Origin of the sequence: Nocardioides antri (assembly GCF_008373765.1) — a bacterium.
In the GTDB taxonomy this organism is placed as follows: domain Bacteria; phylum Actinomycetota; class Actinomycetes; order Propionibacteriales; family Nocardioidaceae; genus Nocardioides; species Nocardioides antri.
The window spans coordinates 269,303-281,989 of the sequence record NZ_VUJW01000010.1; the positions used below are offsets into that span (position 1 = coordinate 269,303).

Here is a 12,687-nt window from a genome sequence, read left to right on the forward strand (position 1 = left end):
TAATGTCCGTGCGCATGGACGCCGCATCTCGGACCGACCCCCCGCTGCAGGCCGACGAGGCCACGACCCTGAGGGCCTTCCTCGACTACCACCGCGACACCCTGCGCTGGAAGGTCGACGGGCTGACCCAGGAGCAGCTCGCGGCGACGACCGCGTCGAGCACGATGACCCTGGCCGGTCTTCTCAAGCACCTCGCGCTGGTCGAGTCGAACTGGTTCGAGGTGGTGCTCGCCGGCGAGAAGCTGATGCCGCCGTTCGCCACCGTGGACTGGAAGGAGGACCCGGACTGGGAGTGGCGCACGGCCACCGACGACACGCCCGAGGAGCTGATGGCGCTCTTCGACGACGCGGTCGCCCGGGCCGACCGCGCGATCGACGCGGCCCTCGCGCGCCCCACCGGGATCGAAACGCCGTCGGCGCGCACCACCCGCAGCGGCGACCAGCACTTCAGCCTGCGGTGGATCCTGCTCCACATGATTGAGGAGTACGCGCGCCACAACGGGCACGCCGACCTGCTGCGGGAGTCGATCGACGGGCAGACGGGCGAGTAGTCAGGCCGGCCCGAAGCCCGGCAGGAACTCCTCCATGATCGCCCGGAACGGCGCCTCGGCCTCGAGCTGGCTCATCACGCCGACGCCGCCCAGCCAGGTGCGGTGGATGAGGAGGTACGACGGCGGCAGGTTGAGCTTGATGCTGACCGTGTAGGTCGGATCCTTGGGGTTGTTGAGCCGCTGGAACTGCTCCCGCATCCAGGACCGCGTGAACCGGAACCGCTCGTGCTTGCTGGGCTCCACGAACGGCGACAGGTAGTCCATGAGCAGCTGCGGGTCGAGGTTGATCCGCTCCTTGAGGAAGCCCTCCTCGCGAAGGCCGGCGAGGACCGCCTCGCCGTCGCCGGCCGCGCACCAGCGGACCAGCCGGCCGAGCGGCTCGGGGAGACCGCCCTCGGGGAGCCGGGCCACGGCGCCGTAGTCGAGCACGCCGAGCCGGCCGGGGGAGCCGTCGGCGTTCGGGATGATCCGGTAGTTGCCCGGGTGGGGATCGGCATGGAGCAGACCGGTGCGGGCGGGACCCGAGAAGAGGAACCGGACGTAGAGCTCGCCGTAGTGGTCGCGCTCCTCGGGGGTGCCGCTCGTGATGATCGTCGCCAGCGACGACGGCGTCTCCAGCCACTCGGTGACGAGGACCCGCGGGCCGACCGCGACGACCTCGGGCACGACGATCTCGGCGTCCTCCGCGAACGCCTCGGCGAACACCCGCTGCGCCTCGGCCTCCAGCGGGTAGTCGAGCTCCTCGCGCGCCCGCGCCTGGAGCTCCTCGATGAGCGGCTTGATGTCGACACCCGGGATGACCGGCGCGATGGTGCGGGCCGCCCGGGCGAGCGTCTTCAGGTCGGAGTCGATGGCGGCGCGGGCGTCGGGGTACTGCACCTTCACCGCGACCTCCCGCGAGTGCCCCGTCTCCGGGTCGTGCCAGCGCCCCTTGTGGACCTGCCCGATCGACGCGGCCGCGGCCGGCCCGCCGTCGAGCCACACCAGCTTGGTCTTCCAGTCGGGGCCGAGGTCGGCGGACAGGATGTCGCGCACGGTCTGGGTCGGCATCGGCGGCGCGGAGTCCTGGAGCCGGGTCAGGTGCTCGCGGTACGGCGCCGCCATCTCCTCCGGTAGCGCTGCCTCCAGGATCGACAGGGCCTGGCCGAACTTCATCGCCCCGCCCTTGAGCTCGCCCAGGGTGCGGAACAGCTGCTCGGCGGTCCGCTGCTGGATGTCGCTCATCACCGCCTCGGCGGGCGCGCCGCCGAGGCGCCTGCCGAGGCCAAGGGCGGTGCGCCCGGCGTAGCCCAGCGGGAGGGCGGCGAGTCGTGCGGTGCGCGCGGCTGCGGTGCGGGGCAGGTCGGCCATGCCGTCATTCTCGCCGGTGCGGGCAACCCGACGCGCGGGGGCTCAGTCCACGCACAGGCAGAACGGGTGGCCGGCGGGGTCGAGGACTGCGATCGCCATGCCCCGCACGCTAGACCGGCCCGCCGACAACCGTCGGCTCAGCGGTAGGCGTCGATCCGGATCTCGTGGGACCGGGCCTCCTGCTGGTCGCGGATGCACTTGGCCAGCGCGAAGGACGAGTTCACGAGGAACAGCGCGCCGAGGCAGAGGAACGCGCGGATCCACCCGTCGACGGGGAGGAAGTAGATGCCGCCGATCACGAACAGCATCGCGGCGCCGAACGAGATCGCGGACTGGAGGTAGAAGGCGTAGGTCGTCTTGGTCATGGCACCAGCCTGCTGGCGGCGGCGGGCCGGCTGCATGAGTGCTGGTACTCAACCCAGCTGCGCCGACGACCTAGCTGAGGCACCCGCCTGTGTACTCGCAGGCGTACAAGAACATGACGAGGAAGCCGAGGTACAGCCACGCCACGACGCCCACGGCGAGCCCGGCCGTCGCCAGCGCGCGGACCTGACCCGTCCTGGCCCGGAAGATCGTGAGCAGGAGGCAGCCCAGCGCGATCGTGACGGCGCCGTGCCCGAGCAGGATCAGCGCGTCCTCGGACCAGAGCGTCAGCAGGTAGCCGGCAACGGCCCAGAGCGTGACGGACAGGGGGACCGACGACGCCCGCACGGCCGCGGCCAGGCAGGCAAGCGCGATGCCCAGCTCGACCACCGTCCCGGGGCGGAGGGGGTCGCCGTAGGTGACGTGGGGCAGTGACCACCACAGGTAGACGACGGCGACGAACACGGCGAAGGCGAGCAGGGCGTCGGTGCCGGGGCCGTGCGTCCCGTCCGGCGGTCGGCGCCACCAGGACGGGGCCGGCCCGAGGAACGCCGCGAGGACCAGGGCCAGCAGTCCGCCGGCGACGAGCACGGTCATCAAGACGATGCCGGCGTCGGCCACGCCTTCGCCGAGCGGGTACGTCGTCCGGTAGTGGTGGCTGCCGCGGCGGCTTACCCGGACGTGCTCGCGGGCCAGCACGAAGTGGTGCAGGAGCAGGACCCCCACAGCAGCGGCCAGGAGGCCGAACCCCACGCGCGCCGAGACCCGGGAGCGGGAGGCGGGTGATGACACCGGCGCGGTCATGACGCCAGCGTGCGCCTGCGCGCCTGCCCCCGCCTGAGTCGGCGTACTCAGATCGCCGAGGTCACTCCGGGATCACTCGCGGACCTGATGATGGTCCGGACGGCCCGGGTCGTCGTAAGCCGGCACGGGTTCCCCGGCCCGCAGTGCCTCGAGCTGCGCACAGACGGCAACGCCGTAGAAGAGCGAGATGGAGGAGAGCAGGCTCCACAGGAGCAACGCGAAGACGCCGGCCAGCGGTCCGTAGGTGCTGCCGAATGAGCCGCTGATGTTGATGTACGCCGACAGCCCGGCCGCCGCGGCCATGCTCAGCACCACGGTGAGGCCGGACCCGAGTGCCAGCCACGACAACGCTGGCTGCCGCCGGCGCGGGGCGTGGTCGAAGAGCACCGCGATGGTGACGACCAACGTCATCAGCCCCAGTGGCCATCGGCCCCACTGCCACCAGCGGTGCGTCCTTTCGGACCAGCCGTACTCCGCGACCATCGCGTCGCCGAACGCTCCTCCGGCCACCAGGACCAGGAACCCCAGCCCGACGGGCACGGCGAGCACGGCGGTGAAGACGGCGGCCCGGCCGTACTTGTGCAGCGCCGGCCTGTCCCGGCGGATGCCGTAGATGCGGTTGCTGCCACGCTCGACCTGCGCCATCGCCGTCGTCATCGAAAGGACGGCGAAGAGGAGCCCCAGGGCCAGCGCGATCTCGCCGGTGCCCTCCGACCCGCCGGCCAGGGCGTCGACGAGCGCGTCGTCGTCACCGGTCGCGGGCGAGACGGCGTTGACGGTCGCCGCGACGACCCGTGCGGGCCGGTCGTCGTCGATGTCGGCCGCGAGCCCCATCACGGCGAGAAGGAACGGCACGACCGCCAAGCAGGTCTGCAGCGCCAAGGCCCGGCTGTTGGTGAAGCCGTCGCCGTACCGGAACCGGATGAAGGACCCGACCATGACCGCTCGGAGACCGTAGCGGCGGGCGAGGTGCCAGGCGTCCCCGGCGTCGAGCTCGTCGCCGTCCATCTCCGTCGTCACCGGCACGGTGCGGGCCGTGGTCATGGCGGCACCCTATGTGAGTCGGCGCTCGCCTCCCCGCCCCACTCGTGGTCAGGGGACAGCTGGAAACGGGATCCCGGTGTTGGCGTGGCAGCGGTAGCCGTAGGGGTTCTTGTGGAGGTACTGCTGGTGGTGCGCCTCGGCGTAGTGGTAGCTGCCGGCGGGGGCGATCTCGGTGGTGATCTCGCCGTAGCCGCGGCGGGCGATCTCGTCGCCGTACACCTTGGTCAGCTCGCGGGCGGTCTGCTCCTGCTCGGGGGAGTGGAAGTAGATCGCCGAGCGGTACTGCGTGCCGACGTCGTTGCCCTGGCGCATGCCCTGGGTGGGGTCGTGCACCTCGAAGAACTTCTTGACCAGGTCGGCGTAGGACACCTGGTCGGGGTCGAAGACGACGCGGACGGCCTCGGTGTGGCCGGTGCGGCCGCTGCAGACTTCTTCGTACGTCGGGTTCGGCGTGACGCCGCCGGCGTAGCCGACCGACGTCGACCAGACGCCCGGCACCTGCCAGAAGATCTCCTCCGCGCCCCAGAAGCAGCCCAGGCCGAACTCGGCGACCTCGAGGCCCTCGGGAACGTCGTCGGTGACCAGCGGAGCGTCCAGGACGGCGTGCTTCTCAGGCAGGGCGAAAGCAGGCTCGGAGCGCCCCGGGAGCGCCTCGGCAGGGTCGACCATCTCGGTCTTGCGGCGGGAGAGGAACATGCCTCCAGTCTCCCCGCGGGCGCAAGCTCCACACCGCTCTCCGGAAACTCTTAACCCTGCCCGTGGACGGCGCACCAGGCGTCGCGCTCGGCCGAGTCGGGCGTCGCGAACATCCGCCGGATCATCAGGGCCTGGAGCGCGGCGTACGTCTCGATCTCGCGCTGCACCAGCCTCCGCTGGAGGGGGGTGCGCGCGAGCGCGAGCTGCTCCGCGTGCCGCCAGACCATCTCCCGCCAGCCGCGCATGATGACGCCCGCGACGGTCTCGTCGATCGAGCCGGCGTCGATGTCGTCGAACCTCGGGTCGAAGCGCGCCGCCTCCTCGGCGAACACCGGCGCGTAGAGGGAGTCGAGCCGCCGGTTGTAGCGGTTGTGGTCGGCCTTGTGGCTGGTGCCGTCGGGGGCGGTGAGACCGACCCGGGCGATGACGTAGGGGAAGTCGCGGTTGATGTGGGCGTTCATCGCGAGCATGAAGTTGCCGAGCCCGGACACCGCCTTCTCGTCCTCGGCCCGGAGCGCGATCCGCCACGCGCCCGGGATGTTCGTGCGGCGGCCGCGCTCCCAGCGCCGGGTGACGTCGAAGTAGAGGTCGGCGAAGACCGTGTCCACGCGGTTGAGCCACTTCCGGTCGTCGAAGTAGCCGGAGCGGACGGCGTTGCGGACGTTCTGGGTCACCCGAAGGTAGGCGAGGGAGAAGATCGCGCTGTGTGAGCAGGACGCAGCAAGGACGTCGAGCCGCGCGCGCATCCGCTTGATCACCCGGTTGATGCATCGGATGCTCCCGGAGCGGCAGAGGTCGCCGGCGTAAGCCGCGCCCGGCACGGGCAGCGGCGGCAGCAGCCCGACGAACGTGTCCAGCGGCGGCAGCACGACGCTGCGGACCGGGTCCGGGTCGGGCTCCGGGTCGGCGGCGGTCGCCGGTGCGAGGGACGCAGCGGCCAGCACGAGCGCGAGCAGGGTCCCGAGGACGGCGCGGATCAGGGAGGTCACATCAAGGTCCAACGAGAACGGGTTCCAACGGCTACGAGAGGTACGGCGGCGCGGCCGGCCCCGTGGCGTCGTACCCAGGACTAGGTTGACGGGTCATGAGCGACACCTCGGACTCCTCGTACCCGCCGCCCCCGCCACCCACAGCGCCCACAGTTCCGGCGAACCATCGCCACGAGAAGCGGCGCTCCATGGTGCTGCGGCACCTCGTCAGCGCGGCGGTCGCGCTGGTCCTGACCCCGATCGGGATCGTCCTGTTCGACATCGGCGCGACCCGGTACCGGACGCTCCAGCTGGTCGCCCTCGACGACGGCGGGAACGTGCCCGAGCTCCTGGTGATGGGGATCGGGCTCCTGCTCCTCCTCGCCGCTGCCGCCTGCGGTCGGGTGTCCGGCCTCGGTCCGCTCCTTGCCGGCCTGGTGTGGGGCGTGGTGCCCGCGGTCTGGGTGTACGCCGACGCGATCGGGTTCTACGAGGTCGTGCTGGAGCTGCCGACGGTCTGGGACCACTCGAACTGGTTCGGCGTCGCGTCCTACCTCTTCCCCCTCGTCGCGGCCCTGCTCCTCGGGGCGGCCGTGGCGGGACGCTGGGCGGGTCGCAAGCCGTAGGTCCTGGGCAGGACGTCCGCCACGGCGGGTCGCTACGCTCGCCGGGTGAGCCAAGAGCATCGCGACAAGAGTGGCTTCGAGACCCGCGCCATCCATGCGGGCTACGAGCCGGACCCGACGACCGGAGCGGTGATCCCGCCCATCTACGCCACCTCGACCTACAAGCAGGACGGGGTCGGCGGCCTCCGCGGCGGCTACGAGTACAGCCGCAGCGCGAACCCGACCCGGACCGCGCTCGAGGGAGCGCTGGCGGCGCTCGAGGAGGGGGAGCGCGGGTTCGCGTTCGCGTCCGGGCTCGCCGCCGAGGACACGCTGCTGCGTGCGCTCTGCCGGCCGGGGGACCACGCGGTCATCCCCGACGACGCCTACGGCGGCACGTTCCGGCTGTTCGACAAGGTCGCGGTGCCGTGGGGGCTGAACCACAGCCCCGCCCCGGTGGACGACGTCGACGCGGTCCGCGCCGCGATCCGCCCCGGTGAGACGAAGGTGGTGTGGGTCGAGACCCCCACCAACCCGCTGCTCTCGATCGGTGACATCGAGGCGCTCGCCGCCGTCGCCCACGAGGCCGGAGCCCTGCTCGTCGTCGACAACACGTTTGCGTCGCCGTACCTCCAGCAGCCGCTGCGCCTCGGCGCCGACGTCGTCGTGCACAGCACGACGAAGTACGTCGGCGGTCACTCCGACGTCGTCGGCGGCGCTCTCGTCGTCCGCGACCACGAGCTGGCCGAGCGGATCGGCTTCCACCAGAACGCGATGGGTGCGGTGCCGGGGCCGTTCGACGCGTTCCTCACCCACCGCGGGCTCAAGACATTGGCCGTCCGGATGGACCGGCACTGCGACAATGCCGAGCGGATCGCGGACTTCCTCACCAGCCACCCGAAGGTCGGCGACGTGATCTACCCCGGCCTCGAGACCCACGCGGGCCACGAGGTCGCGCAGCGGCAGATGAAGCGCTTCGGCGGGATGGTGTCGTTCCGGTGCACGGGCGGGGAGGAGGCCGCCCTGAAGGTGTGCGAGCGAGCGGAGGTGTTCACGCTCGGGGAGTCCCTCGGCGGCGTCGAGTCGCTCATCGAGCACCCCGGCCGGATGACCCACGCCAGCGTCGCCGGCACCGACCTGGAGGTGCCGGCCGACCTGGTGCGCCTCAGCGTGGGCATCGAGACCGTCGACGACCTGGTCGCCGATCTCGAGCAGGCCCTCGGGTGATCCCCGCGATGACCCCCGCAATGACGCAGCGATGAGACAGGACGTCGTCGTCTGCGTCGACGTCGGCTCGACGTACACGAAGGCCCTGCTCGTCGACCTCGCCAGCTCCACCGTCGTAGCGACCACCCAGCGGCCGACGTTCGGCACAGGTGACGTGCTCGACGCCGTGGACGGGTGCCGGTCCGACCTCGCGGCCGCCGACGGGCGGGCGGGTGTCGCCGAGGTGCTGGCGTGCTCGAGCGCGGGCGGTGGCCTGCGCGTCGCGGTGGTCGGTCACGAGGCGCTGGTGACCGCCGAGGCCGGTCGCCGGGTCGCGCTGTCGAGCGGTGGGAAGGTGGTCGGGGTCGTCGCGACGGCGGGGCTCGACCGCGACGAGGTGGTTGCGAGGCTTGCCGGGCTCGCGCCTCAGCCGGACCTGGTCCTGCTCACCGGCGGCACCGACGGCGGCAACCGGGACGCGCTGGTCGCGGCCGCCCGGGCCGTGGCCGCCTCCGGTCTCGCAGGCCCGGTGGTCGTCGCGGGCAATGTGGAGGCACACCCGGAGGTCGACGCGATCCTGGCCGGCCGGCCCCACGTGCTCGCCGACAACGCGGTGCCCCGGATCGGCGTCCTCGCGCCCGAGAGCGCCCGCGCGGCCGTGCGGGCGCAGTTCCTGCAGCACGTGATCGCGGGCAAGGGTCTCACCGCGCGGGGCGAGGAGCTCGCGCGGCTCGTGCAGGGCCCGACCCCCGACGTCGTGCTCGCGGGCGTGGAGATGCTCGCCCACGGCATCGACGAGCAGCGGCCCGGGATCGGCGACGTCGCCGTCGTCGACGTCGGCGGGGCCACGACCGACGTCTACTCCGTGGTCACGCTCGACGCCGAGCGCGCCGACGACGGGCTCGCGCACGAGGTGGTGGCGCCGACGGCGGCCAACCGGACCGTCGAGGCGGACCTCGGCATGCGGGAGTCGGCAGGGCTGCCGGCGTCGTACGTCCCGACGACCGAGGAGGAGTACGCCGCCGACGAGGAGATCGCCCGCGCCGCAGCCGCGACCGCCGTACGACGCCACGCCGGCCGCTCGCGGGTCGTCCTCTCGCCGGACGGCCGGGTGGTCGAGCGGACGGGGGTGGACCTGCGCGAGGTGCGGTTGCTGATCGGCAGCGGCGGCGTGCTGCGGCACGGCCGGCCGGGAGTGGCACAGCGGGTGCTGGGAGGTCTCGTGACGTCCGACGACCCGGAGGGGTGGCAGCTGCCGGAGCGCGCGCGGATCGTCGTCGACGACGAGTACCTCCTGATGGCTGTCGGGCTGCTCGCCGGCCGTCACCCCGACGTCGCCTACCGGCTCGCCGACCGGCTGACGCACCGGCTGACAGGGTCGCTCGACACCGAGGGTTCTAGGGTGGCTCCGTGACCGAGGACGAGCCCGCCGGGGGGGAACCGGACGACCACCGGCACCGGCGCTTCCCCCGGCTCCGCCGGTCCGAGGAGGGCGACGAGCGCTCGGAGCACGAGCGGCTCGAGCGGCTCGAGAGCGTCCTGCAGCGGTTCGCGACCCAGTGGGCGATGGTGCGCGAGGAGCGTCGCGGCGGACCTGCGCCGATCACGACCGGGCCCTCCCGGTTCGACCGGGCCCAGGTGCCCTGGGGGCTCGACCTCGCCGCCGCGTGGGCATGGCGGCTGCTGATCATCGCGGTCGCGGGCTACGTCCTGCTCTGGCTGGTCAGCTTCTTCGCGATCGTCACCATCCCGATCGCCGTCGCGCTGCTCATCAGCGCCCTTGCCTGGCCGTTGGTCCGCGCACTCACCTGGCTCAGGGTCCCCAAGGGACTCGCTGCCCTGGTCGTCGTCATCGGTGGTCTCGCCGCTGTCGGGGCGCTGCTCACCTTCGCGGGCCAGCAGGTCGCGACCGGGGCCGCGGACCTGGCCGACTCCACGGTCCAGGGCCTGGAGGAGATCCGCGCGTGGCTGCGCGACGGACCGGTCAATGCCAGTGACTCCCAGATCAACGACTGGATCAAGAGCGTGCAGGAGACGATCAGCGAGCGCTCCCAGAATGGTGAGGCGCTCTCGCAGGTGACCGAGCTCGGCACGGCCGTTGGTCACGTCATCGCCGCGTTCTTCATCACCCTCTTCGCCACCTACTTCTTCCTCGCCGACGGCGACCGGATCTGGTCCTGGCTCGTCCGGATCGCCCCGCGGGTGGCGCGCGAGAGGGTGGACAGCTCGGGCCGGGTCGCGTGGGTGTCGCTGGTCCAGTTCGTGCGCGCGACGGTGATCGTCGCCGCCGTCGACGCGGTCGGAGTGATGATCGGCGCCGCCGTGCTCGACGTGCCGTTCGTGCTGGCGCTCGGCGTGCTGGTCTTCCTCGGCGCGTTCGTCCCGCTCATCGGTGCGACGATCGCCGGCATCGTGGCGGTGCTCGTCGCGCTGGTCGACCAGGGTCCGCTGACCGCACTGCTCATGCTCGCGGTCGTGATCGGCGTGCAGCAGCTCGAGGGCCACATCCTCCAGCCGTTCCTGCTGGGCCGCTGGGTGTCGCTGCACCCGCTCGGCGTGATCCTCGCGATCGCGGGCGGCGTCCTCGTCGCGGGAGTGGCGGGCGCGCTCGTCGCCGTACCCCTCGCCGCGGCCGCGAACGCCGTCGTGCTGCACCTGGCTGAGCTGTCGCAGATGCCGGTCGAAGAGGCCGCGGAGGAGCTGGAGCCCGATGTCATCCACCCACCCGACGAGGGAACCGATGCCTGACCTCCTGACCCTCGCCGACATCGAGGGCGCCCGTCCGCTCGTCGACGCCGTCGCGGTCGCGACGCCGATGGTCGAGTCGCGCTGGCTGTCCAGTGTCGCCGGCACCCCGGTGCACCTGAAGTGCGAGAACCTCCAGCGCACCGGGTCGTTCAAGGTGCGCGGCGCCGCGGTGCGGATCGCCCGGCTGTCCGACGAGGAGCGCGCTCGCGGCGTCGTCGCGGCGTCAGCCGGCAACCACGCCCAGGGCGTCGCGCTCGCCGCGCAGCAGCACGGCATCCCGGCAACGATCTTCATGCCCGACGGCGCGCCGATCCCCAAGGAGCGGGCGACGCGCGGCTACGGCGCCGACGTCCGGTTCGCGCCCGGCGTGCTCGAGGACTGCCTCGCCGCCGCACGGGCGTTCGCCGAGGAGACGGGGGCCGTGCTCATCCACCCCTTCGACCACCTCGACGTCGCCGCCGGGCAGGGCACCCTCGGCCTGGAGATCCTCGAGCAGGTCCCCGACGCCGCCACCGTCGTCGTGCCGACCGGGGGAGGCGGGCTGGTCGGCGGCATCGCGGTCGCGGTCAAGACGCTGCGTCCCGACGTCCGCCTCGTCGGCGTCCAGGCCGCCGGGGCCGCGGCGTTCCCTCCGTCCCTCGCCGAGGGTCATCCGGTCCGGCTGCCCCAGATGGCGACCATGGCCGACGGCATCGCGGTGGGCCAGCCGGGCGAGCTGACGTTCCGGCTGGTGCAGGAGTACGTCGACGACCTGCTCACCGTCTCCGAGGAGGCGCTGTCTCGCGCGCTGCTCGCGCTCGTCGAGCGCGAGAAGCTGGTCGTGGAGCCGGCCGGTGCCGCCGCAGCAGCGGCGCTGTGCGAGGAGCCGGGCCGCTTCACCGGCCCGGTCGTCGTGCTCCTGTCGGGCGGCAACATCGACCCGCTGTTGCTCGGCAAGGTGATCCGCCACGGCATGGCCGCGGCCCGGCGCTACCTCAACCTGCAGGTCACCCTCGCCGACGTCCCGGGCGGCCTCGCCCGGCTGCTGACCCAGATCGGCGACGCGGGCGCCAACGTGATCGAGGTCGCCCACGAGCGGATCTCACCGAGCCTGCTGCTCGACGAGGTCGACGTGCACCTCCAGCTCGAGACCCGCGGCGAGCCGCACGCCGAGGCGCTCATCGACCGGCTGCGCGAGCACGGCTACACCGTGCTCGACCGGGGATAGGCGTCAGCCGCGGCCGCTCGGGCGATCAGGCGCCGTAGGGCTTGGCGTCGAGGATGACGACCTGCAGCTTCTTCCCGTTGGGCGCCTCGTAGGCCACGGTCTCGCCGGTCTTGTGGCCGATGATCGCGCTGCCCAGCGGGGACTGGGGGGAGTAGACCGTGAGGCCCTCGGGTTCGATCTCGCGGGCGCCCAGCAGGAAGGTCTCGGCCTCGTCGTCGCCGTCGCCCTCGAACTTGTAGGTCACGACCATGCCGGGCTCGACCACGCCGTCGTCGGCCGGGGTCTCGCCGACCTCGGCCTTGCGGAGCATGTCCTCGAGCTGGCGGATCCGGCCCTCGATCCGGCCCTGCTCGTCCTTGGCCGCGTGGTAGCCGCCGTTCTCCTTGAGGTCGCCCTCGTCCCGCGCCGCGCTGATCCGGGCGACGATCTCCTGCCGCTGCGGACCCTTGAGGTCCTCGAGCTCCGCCACGAGCTTGTCGTAGGCGTCCTGGGTCAGCCAGATCGTCTGGTCGGTCTGCGTCATCGGGTACTCCTGGATATGCGGGGATCTTCTCGGTGCGTGCCGTGTTCGTACAAAGGTCCGGGTCGTCTCGCCCGCTTCTGCTGCGGGACCCCGTGGCTGACGGGATGGCGTTCGGTCTGGGAGGCGCCCCGGGGTTCCCCCGGCCGGGGCGCCGGCTCGAGGCCGGACAGAAGGATCAGTTTACCAAGCCGGGGGTGAAGACGCCGATTTTCAGCGCGGACGGGGTTGGTCCTCGGCGGTGCACCCGATGTTCTCGACGGCGGTGGCCCGGCGCTCCGTCGCGATCTCCACCGAGTGGTCGGGGCCCTCGTCGGCGGCCGGCTCGAAGGTGGCCTGGCCGACCACGGCCTTGTCGTGCGCGAGCGCCCGGACCGTGCAGCGGGCTGCGACCGGCTCGTCGCCCCACTGCACCCGGATCACCGCGGTCGCGGTGTGGTCGTCGACGATCTCCGACGAGATCAGCTCGGAGGACACCGGCGGGTCGGACTGCTCGATCGTGATCCACGTCCAGACAGCAGCAAGGGCACCGACCACGACCACGACCAGCCCGATGAGCGCGAACCGCCGCCAGCGCGGGGGTGCGCCGTACCGCTCGGCGAGGGAAGAGTTCGGCGCGCTCACT

Annotated in this window: 14 protein-coding genes; 6 read left to right on the forward strand and 8 right to left on the reverse strand. The window is 72.2% G+C overall.

The features are described 5' to 3' along the window. The first annotated feature begins 14 nt into the window (after positions 1–14). Positions 15–551, forward strand: coding sequence for a DinB family protein (locus F0U47_RS17070; protein WP_188111395.1), 537 nt, complete (start codon positions 15–17; stop codon positions 549–551). Here the strand turns inward: F0U47_RS17070 and F0U47_RS17075 are convergent, their stop codons facing one another. From F0U47_RS17075 to F0U47_RS17100, 6 genes are all read right to left on the reverse strand, one after another. After that, entirely contained in the window at positions 552–1,901 is a 1,350-nt protein-coding gene (locus F0U47_RS17075) for an ABC1 kinase family protein (protein WP_149751665.1), read from the reverse strand. It lies immediately after the preceding gene. Positions 1,902–2,038: 137 nt separating this feature from the next. Next, entirely contained in the window at positions 2,039–2,266 is a 228-nt protein-coding gene (locus F0U47_RS17080) for a YiaA/YiaB family inner membrane protein (RefSeq protein ID WP_149751666.1), read from the reverse strand. A gap of 70 nt (positions 2,267–2,336) precedes the next feature. After that, the gene (locus F0U47_RS17085; RefSeq protein ID WP_149751667.1) at positions 2,337–3,068 is read right to left on the reverse strand and encodes a hypothetical protein; all 732 of its coding nucleotides are present in this window, start codon (positions 3,066–3,068) and stop codon (positions 2,337–2,339) included. Between the two features lie 72 nt (positions 3,069–3,140). Continuing rightward, on the reverse strand, positions 3,141–4,112 hold the full coding sequence (locus F0U47_RS17090) for a YihY/virulence factor BrkB family protein (RefSeq protein WP_149751668.1): 972 nt from the start codon (positions 4,110–4,112) through the stop codon (positions 3,141–3,143). Positions 4,113–4,160: 48 nt separating this feature from the next. Beyond that, positions 4,161–4,808: a peptide-methionine (S)-S-oxide reductase MsrA gene (msrA, locus tag F0U47_RS17095; protein WP_149751669.1), complete on the reverse strand. Its 648-nt coding sequence runs from the start codon at positions 4,806–4,808 to the stop codon at positions 4,161–4,163. A 50-nt stretch (positions 4,809–4,858) separates the two neighbouring features. Further along, on the reverse strand, positions 4,859–5,797 hold the full coding sequence (locus tag F0U47_RS17100; protein ID WP_149751670.1) for a DUF5995 family protein: 939 nt from the start codon (positions 5,795–5,797) through the stop codon (positions 4,859–4,861). Between the two features lie 95 nt (positions 5,798–5,892). Here F0U47_RS17100 and F0U47_RS17105 point away from each other — a divergent pair, with 95 nt between their 5' ends. The 5 genes from F0U47_RS17105 to ilvA are packed head-to-tail and all read left to right on the forward strand — an operon-like array spanning position 5,893 to position 11,542. Further along, positions 5,893–6,402, forward strand: coding sequence for a hypothetical protein (locus tag F0U47_RS17105; RefSeq protein WP_149751671.1), 510 nt, complete (start codon positions 5,893–5,895; stop codon positions 6,400–6,402). A gap of 45 nt (positions 6,403–6,447) precedes the next feature. Further along, positions 6,448–7,608, forward strand: a complete 1,161-nt coding sequence (locus F0U47_RS17110; RefSeq protein WP_149751672.1) for a cystathionine gamma-synthase — start codon at positions 6,448–6,450, stop codon at positions 7,606–7,608. Between the two features lie 31 nt (positions 7,609–7,639). Beyond that, on the forward strand, positions 7,640–9,001 hold the full coding sequence (locus F0U47_RS17115; protein WP_149751673.1) for a glutamate mutase L: 1,362 nt from the start codon (positions 7,640–7,642) through the stop codon (positions 8,999–9,001). Next, positions 8,998–10,335 carry an AI-2E family transporter gene (locus F0U47_RS17120; RefSeq protein WP_246159675.1) on the forward strand — a complete coding sequence of 446 codons (1,338 nt, stop codon included), beginning with the start codon at positions 8,998–9,000 and terminating at the stop codon, positions 10,333–10,335. The genes F0U47_RS17115 and F0U47_RS17120 overlap by 4 nt, the downstream gene beginning before the upstream one ends. After that, positions 10,328–11,542 (forward strand): threonine ammonia-lyase, encoded by a 1,215-nt coding sequence (gene ilvA, locus F0U47_RS17125; protein WP_149751674.1) that lies wholly within the window; start codon positions 10,328–10,330, stop codon positions 11,540–11,542. The genes F0U47_RS17120 and ilvA overlap by 8 nt, the downstream gene beginning before the upstream one ends. 25 nt (positions 11,543–11,567) lie before the next feature. On the opposite strand, the gene greA is transcribed toward ilvA, so the two are convergent. Beyond that, entirely contained in the window at positions 11,568–12,065 is a 498-nt protein-coding gene (gene greA / locus F0U47_RS17130; protein ID WP_149751675.1) for a transcription elongation factor GreA, read from the reverse strand. A 210-nt stretch (positions 12,066–12,275) separates the two neighbouring features. Then, on the reverse strand, positions 12,276–12,686 hold the full coding sequence (locus F0U47_RS17135) for a DUF4307 domain-containing protein (protein WP_149751676.1): 411 nt from the start codon (positions 12,684–12,686) through the stop codon (positions 12,276–12,278). Between the last annotated feature and the right edge of the window lies 1 nt (position 12,687).

Bases quoted from the DNA above. Each gene is read 5' to 3' on its own strand.
- F0U47_RS17080 (WP_149751666.1), bottom strand. From the start codon at position 2,266: ATGACCAAGACGACCTACGCCTTCTACCTCCAGTCCGCGATCTCGTTC.
- F0U47_RS17070 (WP_188111395.1), top strand. From the start codon at position 15: ATGGACGCCGCATCTCGGACCGACCCCCCGCTGCAGGCCGACGAGGCC.
- F0U47_RS17090 (WP_149751668.1), bottom strand. From the start codon at position 4,112: ATGACCACGGCCCGCACCGTGCCGGTGACGACGGAGATGGACGGCGAC.
- greA (WP_149751675.1), bottom strand. From the start codon at position 12,065: ATGACGCAGACCGACCAGACGATCTGGCTGACCCAGGACGCCTACGAC.
- F0U47_RS17085 (WP_149751667.1), bottom strand. From the start codon at position 3,068: ATGACCGCGCCGGTGTCATCACCCGCCTCCCGCTCCCGGGTCTCGGCG.
- F0U47_RS17075 (WP_149751665.1), bottom strand. From the start codon at position 1,901: ATGGCCGACCTGCCCCGCACCGCAGCCGCGCGCACCGCACGACTCGCC.
- F0U47_RS17105 (WP_149751671.1), top strand. From the start codon at position 5,893: ATGAGCGACACCTCGGACTCCTCGTACCCGCCGCCCCCGCCACCCACA.
- msrA (WP_149751669.1), bottom strand. From the start codon at position 4,808: ATGTTCCTCTCCCGCCGCAAGACCGAGATGGTCGACCCTGCCGAGGCG.
- F0U47_RS17115 (WP_149751673.1), top strand. From the start codon at position 7,640: ATGAGACAGGACGTCGTCGTCTGCGTCGACGTCGGCTCGACGTACACG.
- ilvA (WP_149751674.1), top strand. From the start codon at position 10,328: ATGCCTGACCTCCTGACCCTCGCCGACATCGAGGGCGCCCGTCCGCTC.